This window comes from Rhizobium sp. 2YAF20 (assembly GCF_052114685.1).
In the GTDB taxonomy this organism is placed as follows: domain Bacteria; phylum Pseudomonadota; class Alphaproteobacteria; order Rhizobiales; family Rhizobiaceae; genus Rhizobium.
Map to the genome: position 1 here is coordinate 85,876 of NZ_JBFRFF010000019.1, position 16,811 is coordinate 102,686.

18 protein-coding genes are annotated in these 16,811 nt (G+C 60.4%); 7 read left to right on the forward strand and 11 right to left on the reverse strand.

What is annotated here, in order from left to right; genetic code table 11:
• Nucleotides 1–81: 81 nt before the first annotated feature.
• The 6 genes from AB4Z52_RS20740 to AB4Z52_RS20765 form a co-directional block, all read right to left on the reverse strand.
• The gene (locus AB4Z52_RS20740; RefSeq protein ID WP_442219802.1) at nt 82–963 is read right to left on the reverse strand and encodes a DUF937 domain-containing protein; all 882 of its coding nucleotides are present in this window, start codon (nt 961–963) and stop codon (nt 82–84) included.
• A gap of 117 nt (nt 964–1,080) precedes the next feature.
• Nucleotides 1,081–2,454, reverse strand: a complete 1,374-nt coding sequence (locus AB4Z52_RS20745; RefSeq protein ID WP_442219803.1) for a glutamate--cysteine ligase — start codon at nt 2,452–2,454, stop codon at nt 1,081–1,083.
• 149 nt (nt 2,455–2,603) lie between these two features.
• On the reverse strand, nt 2,604–3,341 hold the full coding sequence (locus AB4Z52_RS20750) for a 16S rRNA (uracil(1498)-N(3))-methyltransferase (RefSeq protein ID WP_442219804.1): 738 nt from the start codon (nt 3,339–3,341) through the stop codon (nt 2,604–2,606).
• Between the two features lie 15 nt (nt 3,342–3,356).
• Nucleotides 3,357–4,856 carry an inorganic phosphate transporter gene (locus AB4Z52_RS20755; RefSeq protein ID WP_442219805.1) on the reverse strand — a complete coding sequence of 500 codons (1,500 nt, stop codon included), beginning with the start codon at nt 4,854–4,856 and terminating at the stop codon, nt 3,357–3,359.
• Nucleotides 4,857–4,921: 65 nt separating this feature from the next.
• Nucleotides 4,922–5,434, reverse strand: a complete 513-nt coding sequence (locus AB4Z52_RS20760; protein ID WP_442219806.1) for an NUDIX hydrolase — start codon at nt 5,432–5,434, stop codon at nt 4,922–4,924.
• Between the two features lie 390 nt (nt 5,435–5,824).
• A complete protein-coding gene (locus AB4Z52_RS20765; protein WP_442219807.1) occupies nt 5,825–6,823 on the reverse strand; it encodes a zinc-dependent alcohol dehydrogenase family protein in 999 nt (332 codons plus the stop codon).
• Nucleotides 6,824–6,947: 124 nt separating this feature from the next.
• On the opposite strand from AB4Z52_RS20765, the gene AB4Z52_RS20770 reads away from it, so the two are divergent.
• Entirely contained in the window at nt 6,948–7,799 is an 852-nt protein-coding gene (locus tag AB4Z52_RS20770) for a LysR family transcriptional regulator (protein ID WP_442219808.1), read from the forward strand.
• Nucleotides 7,800–7,819: 20 nt separating this feature from the next.
• On the opposite strand, the gene AB4Z52_RS20775 is transcribed toward AB4Z52_RS20770, so the two are convergent.
• Nucleotides 7,820–8,158 (reverse strand): type II toxin-antitoxin system HicB family antitoxin, encoded by a 339-nt coding sequence (locus AB4Z52_RS20775; protein WP_442219809.1) that lies wholly within the window; start codon nt 8,156–8,158, stop codon nt 7,820–7,822.
• On the reverse strand, nt 8,155–8,409 hold the full coding sequence (locus AB4Z52_RS20780) for a type II toxin-antitoxin system HicA family toxin (protein WP_442219810.1): 255 nt from the start codon (nt 8,407–8,409) through the stop codon (nt 8,155–8,157). The genes AB4Z52_RS20775 and AB4Z52_RS20780 overlap by 4 nt, the downstream gene beginning before the upstream one ends.
• Nucleotides 8,410–8,548: 139 nt before the next feature.
• Here AB4Z52_RS20780 and AB4Z52_RS20785 point away from each other — a divergent pair, with 139 nt between their 5' ends.
• The 4 genes from AB4Z52_RS20785 to AB4Z52_RS20800 all read left to right on the forward strand — a co-directional run bounded on the left by AB4Z52_RS20785 (nt 8,549) and on the right by AB4Z52_RS20800 (nt 13,116).
• A complete protein-coding gene (locus AB4Z52_RS20785) occupies nt 8,549–9,988 on the forward strand; it encodes an FAD-linked oxidase C-terminal domain-containing protein (RefSeq protein ID WP_442219811.1) in 1,440 nt (479 codons plus the stop codon).
• On the forward strand, nt 9,985–11,187 hold the full coding sequence (locus AB4Z52_RS20790) for an FAD-binding protein (RefSeq protein WP_442219812.1): 1,203 nt from the start codon (nt 9,985–9,987) through the stop codon (nt 11,185–11,187). The genes AB4Z52_RS20785 and AB4Z52_RS20790 overlap by 4 nt, the downstream gene beginning before the upstream one ends.
• Before the next feature lie 120 nt (nt 11,188–11,307).
• Nucleotides 11,308–12,636, forward strand: coding sequence for a glycolate oxidase subunit GlcF (gene glcF, locus AB4Z52_RS20795; RefSeq protein WP_442219813.1), 1,329 nt, complete (start codon nt 11,308–11,310; stop codon nt 12,634–12,636).
• A 39-nt stretch (nt 12,637–12,675) separates the two neighbouring features.
• The gene (locus AB4Z52_RS20800; protein ID WP_442219814.1) at nt 12,676–13,116 is read left to right on the forward strand and encodes a hypothetical protein; all 441 of its coding nucleotides are present in this window, start codon (nt 12,676–12,678) and stop codon (nt 13,114–13,116) included.
• A 21-nt stretch (nt 13,117–13,137) separates the two neighbouring features.
• On the opposite strand, the gene AB4Z52_RS20805 is transcribed toward AB4Z52_RS20800, so the two are convergent.
• The 3 genes from AB4Z52_RS20805 to AB4Z52_RS20815 form a co-directional block, all read right to left on the reverse strand.
• The gene (locus tag AB4Z52_RS20805) at nt 13,138–13,809 is read right to left on the reverse strand and encodes an outer membrane protein (protein ID WP_442219815.1); all 672 of its coding nucleotides are present in this window, start codon (nt 13,807–13,809) and stop codon (nt 13,138–13,140) included.
• Between the two features lie 62 nt (nt 13,810–13,871).
• A complete protein-coding gene (locus tag AB4Z52_RS20810) occupies nt 13,872–14,552 on the reverse strand; it encodes a L,D-transpeptidase (protein ID WP_442219816.1) in 681 nt (226 codons plus the stop codon).
• A 117-nt stretch (nt 14,553–14,669) separates the two neighbouring features.
• Nucleotides 14,670–15,422: a L,D-transpeptidase gene (locus AB4Z52_RS20815; protein ID WP_442219838.1), complete on the reverse strand. Its 753-nt coding sequence runs from the start codon at nt 15,420–15,422 to the stop codon at nt 14,670–14,672.
• Nucleotides 15,423–15,647: 225 nt separating this feature from the next.
• Here AB4Z52_RS20815 and AB4Z52_RS20820 point away from each other — a divergent pair, with 225 nt between their 5' ends.
• Together AB4Z52_RS20820 and AB4Z52_RS20825 are read left to right on the forward strand one after the other, a co-directional pair.
• Complete coding sequence (locus AB4Z52_RS20820) at nt 15,648–16,277, forward strand: DNA-3-methyladenine glycosylase I (RefSeq protein WP_442219817.1); 630 nt, start codon at nt 15,648–15,650, stop codon at nt 16,275–16,277.
• Nucleotides 16,274–16,810 (forward strand): hypothetical protein, encoded by a 537-nt coding sequence (locus AB4Z52_RS20825; RefSeq protein ID WP_442219818.1) that lies wholly within the window; start codon nt 16,274–16,276, stop codon nt 16,808–16,810. The genes AB4Z52_RS20820 and AB4Z52_RS20825 overlap by 4 nt, the downstream gene beginning before the upstream one ends.
• The last annotated feature ends 1 nt before the right edge of the window (nt 16,811 follow it).

The window sequence follows — 16,811 nt, forward strand, 5'->3', positions numbered from 1 at the left end:
GTGATAGCCAATAGCCCTGCCTCTTACCCGGTGCTCGGTTTCCCGACACCGGGTTTTTTCTAGGCCGGATCTGGCAGGCGCTTACTTGTCCTTCGGCGCAGTCGGCTTCGGCCAAGGCGAAGGGTCCGGCTGCGCGAAACCTTCGAAGATGCTTTCCATGCTCTTTTGATAGTTCTTCTGCACCTCAAGCCCGCTGTCGAACATGGTGTTCAGCATTGTCGAATATTGCGCCACGTCGAATGCCGGAGCGTCAGACTTGGACGGCGGCTCCTTTGGCGGTTCGGCCGGGAAGGGGAAGCCGCGCATCATGTCCTGGAACGACTTGGCGAAGGGGTTGTCGAGGAACGGATTTCCCGCTGCCGTATCCCGCTCCGGCGTCTGCGCACCGAACATCACGCTCATTGCCTGGGTGAATGGATTGTCGAATACGCTTTGGTGCGGCATTGGCGCCTTCTTCGGCGCAAAGCCCATGGTTTGCAGCCAGTTCTGCATTATCTCGCCCATGTCGGTGTTGACGAAGGGATTTGCCGGCATCTGCAGCTGGCCGCTGGTCTCCTTGAACAGGCCGCCCATCAGCGTATCTGCCATTCCCGGCAGCATCTTCTTGTAGATTTCCTGGCCTATCCCGGTCATCTGGGCCGCCTGCGCGGCGATCGCCCGCGATACCTCCTTCGAGCCGAACAGCCGCTGCAGCACGGTGTTGCCGTCGGCGATCCCCTCAGGCGTAAAGGCCTTGCCGACATCCTCGAAATACTTGGCGTAGGTTCCCGAGCCGATCGCCTGCATGACCCCGGTAAAGTTGTAAGGATCGCTGGCACTGCGCTTGAAACCGGAGGAAAAGGCCGGCATCAACGCGGCGATGGCCTTTGCCGATTGCTCCTGCGCAAGGTTGAACTGCTTGGAGACGACGTCCATGGCAGAGCCGTTCTGCGCCTGCATCATCATGTCGAAGAGTGGCAGCATGGAAGTCCCTTTCTCCTGACGGCGCACTTGCTGTAACGCCACTATATCCGGAAAAGCCCACGCGCAAACCGGTTTTTACCGGCTTGCGATTGTCAGCAGGAACTGACCAAGCAGAACTTAATATTGGTATTCCTCGAAGACCGGCTCGACGGATTGCCTCCAGCGGCCGTGATAGAGCATCAAGAGGTCGTCGGCCAGCGTCGCCTTCTTTGCCAGCACCTCTTCGAGCGGCGCCAGGAAGACGCTTTCGTCCTGGCCTTCGCCGTTAAGACGGGCCCGGGACTTGAGGCCAGCGCGCGAAATGCCGACCACCTCTCTGGCAATCTCGTGCAGCGAACGTGCGCCAAAGCGGGCGTTGAGGCCCTCGACCGGGACCGCGTTTCGCAGCGTGTCTACCTCGGCAAAGCTCCAGTCCTTCGTCAGCTCGTCTGCCGCATCAAGTGCCGCATCGTCATAGAGAAGGCCGACCCAGAAGGCTGGCAGCGCACAGATCCGCCGCCAGGGCCCGCCGTCGGCACCGCGCATTTCGAGAAACCGCTTCAGCCGCACGTCGGGGAAGAGGGTGGAGAGATGGTTGGTCCAGTCACCCATCGTCGGCTCCCAATCGGCGATTTCGCCCTTGAGCGCGCCGTTCATGAATTGCCGGAAGGTGACATGCGTACAGTCGTGATAGCGGCTGTCGCGCACGACGAAATACATCGGGATATCGAGCGCCCACTCGACATAGTGCTCGAAGCGGAAATCGTCGCCGAAGGTGAAGTTGAGCAGGCCGGAACGCTGGTTGTCGGTGTCGCGCCAGATGTCGCCGCGCCAGGAGAGCAGGCCGTTCGGCTTTCCCTCGGTAAAGGGCGAGGAGGCAAACAGCGCGGTTGCCAGCGACTGCAGCTTCATCGACACCCGCATCTTCTGCCGCATGTCGGCTTCCGAGGAGAAGTCGAGGTTCACCTGGATCGTGCAGGTGCGGTACATCATGTCGAGGCCGTGGCTGCCCACCTTCGGCATGTAGCGGGTCATGATGTCGTAGCGCGATTTCGGCATGCGCGGCGTCTCGGCAAGCGTCCACTTCGGGCTGCCGCCGATCCCGAGGAAGCGGATGCCCATCGGCTCGGCCACTTCGCGAACCGTCGCCAGGTGCTGGTTCGATTCCTTGCAGGTCTGGTGCAGCGTCTCGAGCGGTGCGCCGGAAAGTTCGAACTGGCCGCCTGGCTCGATCGAGATCGCGCCCATGCCATGAGGCTCGGCAAGGCCGATGACATGGCCGGCATCGATGATCTCTTCCCACCCAAGCTTCTCGCGCATGCCCGAAAGCAGTGCCGAGATGCTAGCATCGCCAAAATAGGGGACAGGACTGTTGTCCGCGCGGAAAAACGCGAACTTCTCGTGCTCGGTGCCGATACGGTGCCGCTCTTTCGGCTTGCTTCCAGCATCGAGATATTCGGTCAGCTCCGAAACCGATCGGATCGGCGTCTGGTCGGTGGTATCGCGGGCCATGGAACTACCTTGATGTCGGAACGGAGCCTGGGCGAAACACAGGCCGATTGGAAGGCTGATAGGGCCGGATTGAGGTACGGTGCAAGTGAAATTCTTTCAAGGCTCGATCAAAAATTTAGCACCTGCGGATCTTTGCCGCCACAGTCCGTCTATTCCCAATCGCCGATTGCAGCCTGGATCACCGCCATCGCCGCGACAGCTGCTGTGTCGGCGCGAAGAATACGCGGTCCAAGCGGAATGGCAGTGACGAAATCGAGGCCGCGCAACAGGGCGCGCTCGTCCTCGGAGAAGCCGCCCTCAGGGCCGACCAGCAGTGCCAGATGTTTTTCCTTGATCGTTCGCAGTAATGGCAGCGGGTTTTGTCCGGCGTCGCCCTCGTCGCAATAGATGATCCGGCGCTCTATGGGCCAGCGCTGCAGAAGGTCGGTAAGCTTGACAGGCTCGGTCACGTTAGGAATGGCGAGTATGCCACATTGCTCCGCTGCCTCGACGACGTTGGACTTCAGGCGGTCGATGTTGGTGATCTTTCCCTGGACATGTTGCGTCATGACAGGCTGCAACAGTCCGGCTCCCATTTCCACGGCCTTCTGGACAAGATAGTCGAGCCGGCCGACTTTCAGCGGCGCGAAAAGATAGTGAAGATCGGATGGCGCCGGCTGGGGGCGGGTCTGCTCGATTGGTGTCAGCTGGATGCGCTTGCGGCTCGGAAAGGAGATGCCGGTTCTCCATTCGCCGTCGCGCCCGTTGAAGGTCAGGACCTCGGCGCCGCCTTCCAGCCGCAGGACATTGGCCAGATAGTTGAATTGATCCTGACCAGCCTCGATCGGGCTGGCTTCGACGATGTCAGCGTCCACGAACAGACGCTGCATGCGAAAATTGGCGCGCATGGTTACCCCGAACCCTTAAACAAAGAGCGCGACCATAGCCCAATAAATCACCGCCGCAAGTGTCGCGGCCGCCGGAACTGTGACCACCCAGGCGGCAATGATGGTCATGAAATGCGAGCGGCGAACGAGCCGGCGACGGCGGATCTCATCCGGGTTGCGCTCTTCCGGCTCGATATCCCATTGGTCGGCCTTCATGCGCATATAGGCCAGGCGCCGCGCGGAATTTCGAGTGTACCATTCGCGAAAGAAGCCGACGCCGAACACCGCGCCGATCGCGATATGCGTGGAGCTAACCGGGAAGCCGAACCAGGATGCGACAATGACGGTGGAGGCAGCGGAGAGCGCCACGCAATAGGCGCGCACGGGGTTGAGTTTGGTGATCTGTTCGCCGACGAGCCGGATAAGGCGCGGCCCAAACAGAAGAATGCCAACGGAAAGCCCGCAGGCCCCAATCAGGATCACCCAGAACGGCGCGTCGTAACGCGAGGTGACGACATGTGTTTCGGCAACGCGCACGATGGCGACAAGCGGCCCGATGGCGTTGGAAACATCATTTGCCCCATGCCCGAAGCAAAGCAGCGCGGCTGAGCCGATCAACGGCAGGCGGAACAGCTTGCGCAGCGAACTGTTCTTGTTCTCGCAGCCGATCGATTGCCGGGCGACGAAAGGCCGCGCGGCCAGCCAGGCGAGCGCGCCGCAGGCAATGCCCGCAGCAAGCATCATGCGGCCGGACATGAACCCTGCAGCCGCCGTCTGCAGCAGCAGGTAGGCAGCAAACGTGCCGGCCATGACGCCGATCAGGATCGGGATCCAGTATTTCGCGGCCGCGATCTTGTCGTCGCGATAAAGGATGAAACTCTTGATGAAATAGAGGAAGCCCGCCGCGATCGCGCCGCCGAGAAGCGGCGTGATCATCCAGCCTGCCGATATTCCGAGCAGGACGCGCCAGTGGATCGGCTCGACGCCAACGGCGGCAACACCCGCCCCGACGACCGCGCCGACGATGGCATGCGTCGTGGAGACCGGCGCGTTCATCCAGGTAGCCACATTGATCCAGACAGCAGCGGCCATCAGCGCCGCCATCATCAGCCAGGCAAGCGTTCCGCTATCGGGGATCTGCGAAGGATCGACGATACCCGAGGAAATGGTCTTGATGACCGGACCGCTCGCAACCGTCGCGCCGAGAATCTCGAAGAAGGCGGCCATGACGAGGCCCTGCGTCATGGTGATCGCCCGCGCGCCGACCGCGGCGCCGACCGTATTGGCGACGTCCTTCGCGCCGATATTGAGCGCCATGTAGCCGGCAAGCGCCACCGCCGCGATGATCAGCGTCGCGCCGGGGCGATCCAGGACGTAGATCCCGGCAAACAGCATTGCGATGCCGAGGAAGATCAGCGCGAAGCCCGGCGCGATCAGTCGTCGTAAGACATGCTCGGTGGCATCCTCGACGAAGCTGAGCTTGTCGAGGTCCTTGTCGAGCGTCCATTTCGTTGTTGTCGCCGGTCGGTCAGGCATTCCATTCTTTCTGTCGCATTCCGCTGACTAGCGCCCCCGGCCCGGGCGCGCAACGGATGGACGGATCATTCCGGCGCAGTCTGCTTGGTGTTACTTAACGGCGCGCGATTTGCCATGCGCTGCTGGAAAACGAGGATCAGGTCCCGAAGTTCCGGTTCGTTGACGCGCCTGACGGCTTCGTCGCAGGAAACCCATTCGAGTGTGCGCACGCCGCGTTCCTTGAAGCTCTTGGCAAGATCGGTGACTTCAAGCGCAAAGACCTGCACCCTGCAGCCGACCTTCAGCCCGTCCTTGAGCATCTTGGCATAGCTAAAGGCACCGAGCGCCGCCGTTTCCACGGTTCCGCGCACACCGGCTTCCTCGAAAGCCTCGCGCGCCGCCACCTCGTGCGACAGCTTGCCAGCCATCGGCCAGCCCTTGGGAATAACCCAGCGGCCAGTATCGCGGCTGGTCAATAGCAGCATTTCAAGCTCGCCCGTCTTCTTCTTCAGCCGATAGCAAAGCGCACCATATTGCTGCCGCGGCGGACGCCGGAACATCAATTGTACATCAGATGCAAGTCGGGCGAGAAGGGTCAATGATCGGGTCACCTTTGTTGGTCAAATCGAGAATCATTCTTATATAAGTATTATATGTTAAACTTGTTATTCGATGCGATAAAAAAACGTCGTCGGCTAAACATTTGAAGATTGTTAAATATAAAAATATCCAGTGATGAGGCACCAGATCGACGCCATTCATTGTTCATTTAGCGCCATTGCCGGTGACGGCAATTACGAAAAATTGCAATTTTAGCTTAAATTTTTTAAGTAGCCGATGTCACGTTCAGTCTTGAGCGCGACATCGCTTCGATGAAGGCCTCAAATGCCTTTTTTGAGGCAGTCAGGCCCTCCAAATTCATTTTCGACAGCAATAAGTGGGACCTGTTGCGCGCGCGTCACGGGTCGCGCAAAGGAATGCGCCTTCGCTCAGCCGACATCGACGACCAGCTTGCCCGTCGACTGGCGGTTGGCAAGCAGCTCATGTGCTTCGCCGGCATTTGCCAACGTGAAGCGCCGTGCGTCCAGTTTCGGCATGACCTGCCCGGATTCGGCGAGCCCGGTGGCTTCCCGCATGATAGCGCCGTGATGCGCACGGCCTTCGCCGGTCAGCAGCGGCAGCAGCGTGAATACGCCGGAATAGGTTGCGGCCTTGAAGGATAGCGGCGCCAGCGCATGCGTGCCCCAGCCGAGGCTGCTGACCACATGGCCGAATCGGCCCACCGCATGGAAGGCCGTGTCGAGGCTCTCCCCGCCGACGGTATCATAGACGAGATCGAAACCCTTGCCTGCGGTATGGGCCTGAACGTAACCCTCGACGGTCTCTGTCTTGTAGTCGATCGGCGTCGCTCCGAGGCCCCTGAGGTAGTCCGCTTTCGACGCTCCGTCGACCGCATAGACATCGGCGCCAAACGCCTTGGCGATCTGCACGGCGACATGGCCGACGCCGCCTCCAGCGCCAAGAACCAAAACCCTCTGGCCAGCTCTGACATTGGCTCGGTCGACCAGTCCCTCCCACGCGGTGATGAACACCAGCGGCAGGGCTGCCGCCTCGCGCATTGACATGTTGTGCGGCTTCAACGCCACAAGGCGAGCATCCGCGGCCGCATATTCTGCCAGCGATCCCTGAATACCGCCGACGCCGCCGGTCATGCCGTAGACCTCGTCGCCGCGGCGAAAGCCCGAGACGCCGGCGCCCACCTCCTCGACGATGCCCGCAAGGTCAATGCCGACAATAGCGGGCAGGGGATGGCGCGCATGTGCGGCGGCACCGGCACGAATCTTGGTATCGAGCGGATTGACGCCGCTCGCCATGATGCGAACCAGTACCTCGCCGGCCTTGGCCGCCGGTCGGGGAATGTCGGTGAGGTGAAACGGCGAATTCGCATTCTCGACAATGAGTGCCTTCATGGTTGACTGGATGCTCATCATTTTTCTCCTGTTTGGATAGGCGCCAAGATGGTCCGTCGAAGAAGGAATGGAAATGAACTAGATTGCACGATATCCATGCGTTTACGTTTGGCATCCTCACTTCGAACTCGACAGGTGCAGCTTGGAATGGAGTGACATTGAGATATTCCTCGCGATTGCCCGCGAGGGGACGCTGGGGGCGGCAGCAAGAAAGCTTCACCTGACCCAACCGACCATGGGCAGGCGTCTCAGGACATTCGAGGCTGCGGTCGGCCAGACCCTGTTTCAGCGCACCGCCGACGGTTTCGTGCTGACCGATGAAGGTGCCGCTATCCTTGGGCATGCGGAGCGGATCGAGGAGGAGGCGCTGGCGTTGCGGCGCTCGCTTTCCGGTCAGGGCGGACAGCTCGACGGAACTTTGAGGCTCTCATCCTCCGACTGGTTCGGCGCGCATATCCTTTCGCCGGTGCTTGCCGATTTTTCGCAAAGCCATCCGAAAATTCTGATCGAGTTGATCACCGAAAGCCGACTGCTCAGCCTGTCGCGCCGGGAAGCCGATCTCGTCTTCCGCATCACGCCTTTCACCGAGCCCGAGGTCATTTCCCGCAAGCTGATGCACATTGACTATGCCCTCTATATCAGAAAAGGCGACGATCATCCGCGCCAAGGCGACGGCGCGGGCGCAAGGCTGATCACCATGGACGAGGCCTTCGGCGGCATGCCTGACGTTGCCTGGTTGAAACGCGTCCTGCCGAAGGCGGACGTCGCAATGGGCAGCAACAACCGCGATGTCCAGGCAACACTCTGCGCATCGGGCGCCGGCCTTGCCGTCCTGCCACGCCCGCTAGGCGATAAGATCGCCGCTATCGAGCGCATCGAAATGTCGGATAGTCCACCAGGTCGTGACACTTGGATCGGCTATCATCGCGATCTGAAGCGGCTGGCAAGACTGCGCGCGTTGCTGGATACCGTCATCGCGCGCCTGGGAGGGTGAGGCCTATCGAGGATGGTCCATCACTCTTCGTGTGCGGCACTCTCGATAACATCGGCAACCCATTCGTTCAGGCTCTTGTTCGCCGCCCTGGCTGCCACGACTGCCGCCTCATGGGTCTCGGTGTTAAGCCTGACATTGAACCGCCCGGAAAATTTGCGGAAGGGCGAGATGCCTTTTTCGGCGCATACTTCAAGGAAAACCTTCAGCGATAGCGAACCTTCCTTGTGCAGGTCGGCGATATTGTCGGCGTAGAAATCGGCGCCGCCATTCAATCCCAGAAACTCGCCCCGCAATTGTCCGATGTCGGGATCGAGCGACACGACCGCTTTGTGACCGTCGATTTCGATGATGTTGTTCATACTCTAACTCCATTGGCATCGAGCCATTTGCGAACGCTTGCAACTGCGCCCTTATCCGTTTCCGGCGAGGGATGAGGGCGATGAAATACCCCGACCTCGCCGAAAAGTACGACGCTTATTCGCGGTCCCTCGCGCTCGCTGACCTCCGCACCCAATGCAACGAATAAAGCGTAGATGTCAGGCCAATGAATTGTTGCGCTGACCGGACGGGCAAAGATCTGTACGAGCGTCGCGCGATGCTTTCGTTTCATAAAGGATTAGTACTACATTATGGTACTGCTAGCAATCGCATCTGATGCCTATCCTCGCTTGGAGGAATGAGGTTGTAATCTCCCCCGAGGCTATTAAAACAAATGACACGACCTTTGTTCGGGTCGTGCGAGGAGGACCATGGCGGAGGCCATTTCATTTCTGCCGCCGCGTGCCGAGGTGCTCGCGCGTCGCAAGGAGATCGTTGCCGATCTCATCGATCTTCTGCCGCCCGAGTGTCTGATCCACGAGGCGCGCGAGCTTGTGCCGTTCGAGACGGATGCCTTTGTCTCCTATCGGCGCGTCCCGCTCGCCGTGGCCCTGCCGCGCAGCACGGCGGAAGTTGCAGCAGTCATGAAATATTGCCACAAATACGGCATTCCCGTCGTTCCCCGTGGCGCGGGTACGTCGCTGTCCGGCGGTGCGATACCGCAGGAGGATGCCGTCGTCCTCGGTCTCTCGAAGATGAACCGCATCCTCGAGATCGATTTCGCCAATCGCGCGGCAGTCGTCCAGGCAGGCGTCACCAACCTCAATATATCGGAAAGCGTCTCTGCCGACGGTTTCTTCTATGCGCCTGATCCGAGCTCGCAGCTCGCCTGCACCATCGGCGGAAATATCGGCATGAATTCGGGCGGTGCGCACTGTCTCAAATATGGTGTGACGACCAACAATCTCCTCGGCGTCAAGTTGGTGCTCGTCGATGGCACCGTCATAGAGCTCGGTGGCAAGGCGCTCGATGCGGCCGGCTATGATCTTCTCGGCCTCGTCTGCGGCTCAGAAGGTCAGCTCGGCATCGTCACCGAGGCGACCGTGCGATTGATCGCCAAGCCCGAGGGAACGCGCCCCGTGCTCTTCGGCTTCGATACGTCGGAACAGGCGGGCGCCTGTGTCTCAGACATCATTGCGGCCGGTATCATCCCTGTGGCGATCGAGTTCATGGACAAGCCGGCAATCGAGATCTGCGAGGCTTTTGCCAAGGCCGGCTACCCGCTCGATGTTGGCGCACTGCTGATCGTCGAGGTCGAGGGTTCCGAAGCGGAAATGGACCTGATGCTGAAGAGCATTGTCGAGATTGCCAGGGCGCACGTTGTAAAGACGGTGCGCGAATGCCAGTCAGCCGCCGAGGCGGCGTTGATCTGGAAGGGCCGCAAATCTGCCTTCGGGGCCACCGGCCGCATCGCCGATTACATCTGCATGGACGGCACAGTGCCGCTCAGCCAGCTTTCCAATGTGCTGCAGAAGACCTCGGAGATAGTCGCCCATTACGGCCTTCGGGTCGCCAATGTCTTCCATGCGGGCGATGGCAACATGCACCCGCTCATCCTCTTCAACGCCAATGACGCCGACGAATCCGCCAAGGCCGAGGCTGCGGGCATGGATATCCTCAGGCTCTGCGTCGACGCGGGCGGCTGTCTGACCGGCGAACATGGGGTCGGCATCGAAAAGCGCGACCTGATGCGCCACCAGTATGCGGAGGTCGACCTCCAGCAGATGATGGCGGTGCGCAGCGCCTTCGATGCCGGATGGATACTCAATCCCTCCAAAGTCTTTCCGCTCGATGGAAGAACACCCGCATGAACGACGTTAAAGTGCCTGAAACGGAAGAGGAAGCGGCTTCGATTATCCGCGATCACGCGGAGCGCGGAACGCCACTGTCGATTGCCGGTGGCAATACGAGGTCCGGTTTCGGCAATGCAGTCGGGGCGAAGACCAGCCTACGCTCGACGGGCCTTGTCGGCATCGTCGGCTATAACCCGGGCGAAATGGTCATGACGGTGCGCGCTGGCACGCCGGTTGCCACGGTTCAGGCAGCACTTGATACCAACAACCAGATGATGGCCTTCGAACCGATGGATCATCGGTCACTGATGGGCACGTCGGGCGAGCCGACGATCGGCGGCGTCTTTGCCGCCAATGTCTCCGGCCCGCGTCGGATCCTGGCGGGTGCCGCGCGGGACAGCCTTCTCGGCGTGCGATTCGTCAATGGCCGCGGCGAGATCGTCAAGGCCGGCGGCCGGGTGATGAAGAATGTCACGGGCCTCGATCTGGTCAAGCTGCTGGCAGGATCGCACGGCACGCTTGGCCTGCTGAGCGAGGTCACCTTTCGCGTGCCGCCGCGGCCGAAGACGGAGCAGACGCTGGTCATGTCCGGTCTTAACGACGCGGCCGCGACAGCAGCGATGGCGACGGCAATGGCTTTGCCCATGGAAGTCTCCGGCGCGGCGCACCTGCCACTGACGGTTGTCTGGAAATTTGCCGGCGGCAAGCTGCCGGAAGGCGAGGCGACGGTCCTGCGCGTCGAGGGTTTGGCTGCCTCCGTCGCGGTCAGGATGGAAAAGCTGGCAGCGGCGATGAAAGCATTTGGCTCCGTCGTGCAGCTTGAGGAGGACGAGAGCCGAAAGCTCTGGCGCAATATTCGTGACGTACAGCCTTTTGCCGATGGTACGATGCGCCCCGTCTGGCGGGTGTCGGTCGCCCCGAGCATCGGCCATCAGCTGGTCGCAGCCCTCCGGCTGAAAGCCGGTGTCGATGCGTTTTATGATTGGCAGGGCGGCCTTGTCTGGCTGCGCATGGAGGCCGAACCGGATGGCGATCTCGTCCGCCGCTATGTCACAGCGCTCGGCGGCGGTCATGCGACCCTGCTCCGGGCCACGGCCACAGATCGCGCGTCGATTGCAGCTTTTCAACCGGAGCCCGAGGCGATTGCACTGCTATCGCAGCGGGTGAAGAAGAGATTCGATCCGGCGGGGATTTTCAATCCGGGGAAGATGGGGTGAGGGAGATGATTTGGTTTGGCGCGGGAATGCCCCTCTCTCGTCCCTTCTCCCCGCTTGCGGGGAGAAGGTGGCCGAAGGCCGGATGAGGGGCGAAACGCTCGACAGATAGAGGCGCCGATAATGCAAACCAACTTCACCGCCGAGCAACTTGCCGATCCGCATGTGGCGGAATCAGAGCAGATCCTGCGCAAATGCGTCCATTGCGGCTTCTGCACGGCGACCTGTCCGACCTATGTTACGCTTGGAAACGAGCTCGATAGCCCGCGCGGCCGCATCTATCTGATCAAGGATATGCTGGAGAACGGGCGGGCCGCCGATGCCGAAGTCGTGACCCATATCGACCGCTGTCTTTCGTGCCTCGCCTGCGTAACGACCTGTCCGTCGGGCGTCGATTACATGCACCTGATCGACCATGCCCGCGCCCATATCGAGGAAACGTATGAGCGACCCTTCGTCGATCGGCTGACGCGCAATATCCTTGCCGCCGTTCTGCCCTATCCCGGCCGGTTTCGCCTGGCGCTGACGCTTGCAAGGCTCGGTCGGCCCTTCAAGGGGCTGCTCAAGCGGGCGCCGAAGCTTGCACCCTTCGTCGCGATGCTGGACCTTGCGCCGCGCTGCATTCCGGCGTCGTCGCGCTTTGCCAAGCCGGCGATTCATCATGCAGAGACGCAGCCCCGCGGACGTGTAGCAATCCTCACCGGCTGTGCCCAACCCGTTCTTTATCCGGCAATCAACGAGGCAACCATCCGGCTTCTGACCCGCCTCGGCGTCGCGGTCGTGGTGCCGGAGGGCGAAGGCTGTTGCGGTGCGCTGGTGCATCACATGGGTCGAGAAAGCCAGGCGCTCGCAAGTGCTCGCGCCAATATCGACGTTTGGAGCCGCGAGATCGAAGAGGGCGGGCTGGATGCCATCATCATCACGGCGTCGGGCTGCGGCACGACGATCAAGGACTACGGCCATATGTTGCGGCTCGATCCGGCCTATGCCGAAAAGGCGAAAAAGGTCTCGGACCTCGCAAAGGATATCACCGAATACCTGGTGAGCCTTGATTTGCCATCGCAAATGCCGAGAGGCATCGTCGTCGCCTATCACTCTGCCTGCTCGATGCAGCATGGCCAGAAGATCACTATGGCGCCGAAGCAGCTGTTGAAAGCCGCGGGCTTTACTGTTCGTGATCCTGCCGAGGGTCATTTGTGTTGCGGATCGGCCGGCACCTACAACATCATGCAACCGGCAATTTCCGCGGAGCTTAAGACGCGCAAGGTGAAAAACCTCAATGCCACGAAGGCCGATATCATCGCCACCGGCAACATCGGCTGCATCACCCAGATCGCCAGCGGCACGGCCATGCCGATCCTACACACCGTCGAACTCATTGATTGGGCCTATGGAGGGGAAATACCTGAAAAATTAAGGCCTTTGTCGCATAATGGCCACGAAACGGCCTGAGGCAGCGTGCCAGCGGGCATAGGCTCGGGGAATACCGGTATGTGGCGTAGGTTGTTGCTATCTGTGACGATGCTTGGAAGCGCCGTTCCAGCTTTTTCGGCGGGTCGTTATTATTGCGCCGCCGATGACAGCAACATCAAGCTCAGCATCGACGCCGGCTTCGAGGAAACGGGCGCCACCAAGCTCAACCATTTTCGCGGAGCGCTGATTGCCAAATCCGCCGAAGTGCCCGCCGGCTTCAAGACGCTGATGCTCGATTCCGGCCAGCTTGTTCACCACTGGATCTATGATGGCGACCTCAGGCTCGAAGTCTTTGCCCGCGGCGAAGACCAGGACAGCGGAAAAAGCTTCGACCTAATTGTCATGTCGTCCGGCAAGAACGGTGCTGCCCCCATGTCCGGCAACTATGTGCTGACGTTCAATGTGCCCGATGCGGCGCCGCTGGAATTGAAGGGCCACCTGACCTGCTCTGTCAAATAGCCCTTCGGGTGTGAAACCGTCTTAGAAGCTGAAAGAGACGCCGAAATCCACCGCGTTGGTGAAGACATTGGTCTTCAGCGTATCTCCGCTGTCGATCGAAACATTGTTCACGAAGGAGTAGTTGCCCTTGTATTCGACAAAGGTCGCCCAGTGCTTGCTGATCTTGTAGCTGACGCCGGCCTGCGCCTGGAGCGATAGCCCGCCGAACTGGTAGTCAAAGGTCTTTCCGGATGCGCGCGTCACCTCGACATGCGGGACGTTGATGCCGGCGCCGAGGCCGACATAGGGTGTCCAGTCGCGGCTCGGATCCTGGAAACGGTAGAGCGCGTTGACCGTAAGCAGGTTCAGGCCGTCTGTGAATTCGAAGTGCGACCAGCCGGGGGTGTTGGCGAGGTTGCCATAGACCTTTGCGTGGGTGTAATCGAGCGAAATGCCCCAGTTCGGCTGGTTCATGCCGTCCAGCCACCAGGTGCCGCGAAAGCCGTAATAGGGCGGATTGCTGAAGGATTTTCCGGACCAATCGGGGTCAAAGGACGTGCCGTCCGAAAGTGTGACGTTGTTGCCTGTCGCGCTCTGAACGCCGCCGTAGCCGGAAAACTGCATTTCCGCCGAGGCGCTGCCTGCAGCAAAGCCGAGAAGGCAGAAACCCAGCGCGGCGAGACCGGACTGGCGAATGCTGAGTCTATTGATCATGTCTAGTCCCCGATGGCGATGCCGTCATTGATGGATAAATAATATGACAGGCCGATTACAGCTCAACCGCCCAGCCCGCCGAACATGGTGCGCAAAATATCGATGCCGCGATCCTGATAGCTGATGTCGCCCTGCTTGTTGCCGGGGCCGACGACGACGACCTTGGTGCCGACAGACACCCGGTCGTAAAGCTCCGTCACGTCGCGGTTCATCATGCGGATGCAACCCGAGGAAAGATTGAGGCCGATCGTCCAAGGCTGGTTTGTGCCGTGGATGCGGAAGGCCGTGTCGTGGCCGCTCTGATAGAGATACATCGCCCGCGCGCCGAGCGGATTGGTTTCGCCGCCTTCCTGGAAGGCCGGCAGCTTGTGGCCTTCCTTGGCTTCGCGAACGCGCATTTCAGGTGGGGGCGTCCAGCCCGGCCATTCCGCCTTGCGCCCGACCTTCACTATGCCCGACCAGCCAAAGCCGTCGCGCCCGACGCCGATGCCGTATCGCGTGGCGCGGTTGTTGCCTTCGACGAGATAGAGAAACTTGTTGTTGGTATCGACGATGATGGTGCCAGGAGCCTCGTCGGTCGCGAGCCTGACGAGGCGCTTGTGAAACTGGGGCGGGACCTCGCGGGTCGGCCGAACGTTGCGGACTGCATCGCTGGCCGTTGTACTCGGACCCGCATCCGCCGCTGATATCAGACAGCTTAGCGCGACAGCTGTTGCCGCCGCCAGCTGGATAAAATGCCTCATCCCTGATTCCTTCATACGCAAAAGTGAGGAGAGGCTAATCAAATGGAGTTGGAATTCAAGCTCAGGCGACGACCGTAGCGGCACTTTGAGCTGCGGTCGTCGCCATCTATTGCAAAATTACATCACGACGACGCGTGTACCGACCTTTACGCGATCGTAAAGGTCGGACACGTCCTCATTGCGCAGGCGAATGCAACCCGACGACACGGCGCTGCCGATTGTCCAGGGCGCGTTGGTCCCGTGGATACGATAGAGCGTTGAGCCCAGATACATGGCGCGGGCGCCCAGCGGATTGCCGACGCCCCCTTCCATGTGGGCCGGAAGATAGTGTCCCTTGACGGATTCGCGGTCGATCATTTCGGACGGCGGCGTCCAATCCGGCCATTCCTGCTTGCGGGTAATGGTGTGGGCTCCCGCCCACTCGAAGCCGGGCTTGCCGACGCCGACGCCGTAACGGCGAGCCTTGCCGCCGCCCATGACCAGATAGAGGAAGCGGTTGTTGGTATCGATGATGATTGTGCCGGGCCGCTCCTTGGTCTGGTACTCGACAATCTGCGGCAGGTATTGCGGATCGAAAGTCGAGTGGATTGCCGGTATGCCGGGGCGAACGTTGACGACCGGCTGCAACGGCGCGCCGCCGAACAGAGGATGAATGACGCGTGGAGCAAAAAGTCCGCGCTGCTGTGGTGTCATCGGCCGAACCGGATAGACGACAGGCTGGACCCGCGCCCCGCCAAGCTGCGTCACCCAGGGAGCGGTAAGGTCTGAGCTTACGACGACGGGCGGCCGCGATTGGTAGCGGTCGTTGGCAAGGACCGGGGAGGAAATCATGCCGATCATCCCGGCAGCTGCCAAAATACACTTTCTAATCATCGGGCGAACTCTCTACAATGCACCTGGAGGACCAGGCGCTCCTATCTGGGGATGGGCGCCTGCTTTCCAAATGATGGTGACACCGCGCGACCAGCGAATGGTAAATGCGGGATCATGAAAATGCCGCGATATCCATAAACTTTCCGTCAGGGTTACCGGTCGGTTTGGAAACAGGGTTTGCAAATGGTAAAGCCTTAAGAAAACAAGGAACGAATCGCTGAAATGACCGGAACGGGCTTAATTACCGGCGACGACGGCAGGGATCGCTGCTTCTGGCATGGCAATCTGCCGGAGTATCTGCGCTATCACGACGAAGAGTGGGGACGCCCCGTCACCGACGATATCAGGCTCTTTGAAAAGATTTGCCTGGAGGGCTTCCAGTCCGGCCTTTCCTGGCTGACGATCTTGCGCAAACGCGAGAATTTCCGCGCAGCATTTGCGGGATTTGATTTCGAGAAGGTGGCGCTGTTCGACGATGCCGATATCGCGCGTTGCCTCGGCGACGCCGGCATCATCCGCCATCGCGGCAAGATCGTCTCGACGATCAACAATGCCCGCCGCGCCATCGATATGAGAGCTGAATTCGGTTCGCTCGCGCGCTATTTCTGGAGCCAAGAGCCGCAGCCCGGCGATCGTCCTGCCATGATCGACTATCCGACGCTGTCGGCCAATCCGACAACGCCGACGTCGGTGCGCATTTCCAAGGACCTGAAGAAGCGCGGTTGGTCGTTCGTCGGCCCGACCACCGTCTATGCCTTCATGCAGGCGATGGGCCTCGTCAACGATCACATCGAAGGCTGCTATTGCCGCACTGATGTGGAAGCGATGCGAAAAGCACTGGTGAGACCATGAAGGCATTCGCCTCCGCAATTGCCGTCCTTGTCTTTATCTTTGCTGCTGCCGCGCCTTTGCGTGCGGCAACGCCCGCGGTTCAACCGCCACAACTCGATCAGGGCGAGACCCTCGAAAAGCTCGGTTTTCCCGCCGTCACCATGCAGCTGAAGGGCTGGACAAAGTTTGGCAAGGGCAAGGTCTATACCCTGCCGGTCAAGAAAGGCCAGCATGTCAAGGTGACGTTCAACTCGAAGAGCCAATACGCTTACATGGCGATTTTCGACCTGACCTCCAGTGCCGACGAGGCCTTTTTCGGCACAGACGAAGACGGCATGACCGCCAACGTCACCGTCAACGAGGACACGACCTGGCTGATCAAGCCCTATTATTCCCGCGTGACCCGCAGACGCGGCCTCGGCGCCCCCTACACCATTGTCATCGATCCGCAACCGGCTTTGCCGCCATCGCAGGTTCAGCCCTCGACCCCGCCACCTACTCCGGGGCCATCACTGTTTCCACCAAAACCGGCCACGCCTGCACAACCCCAGTAAG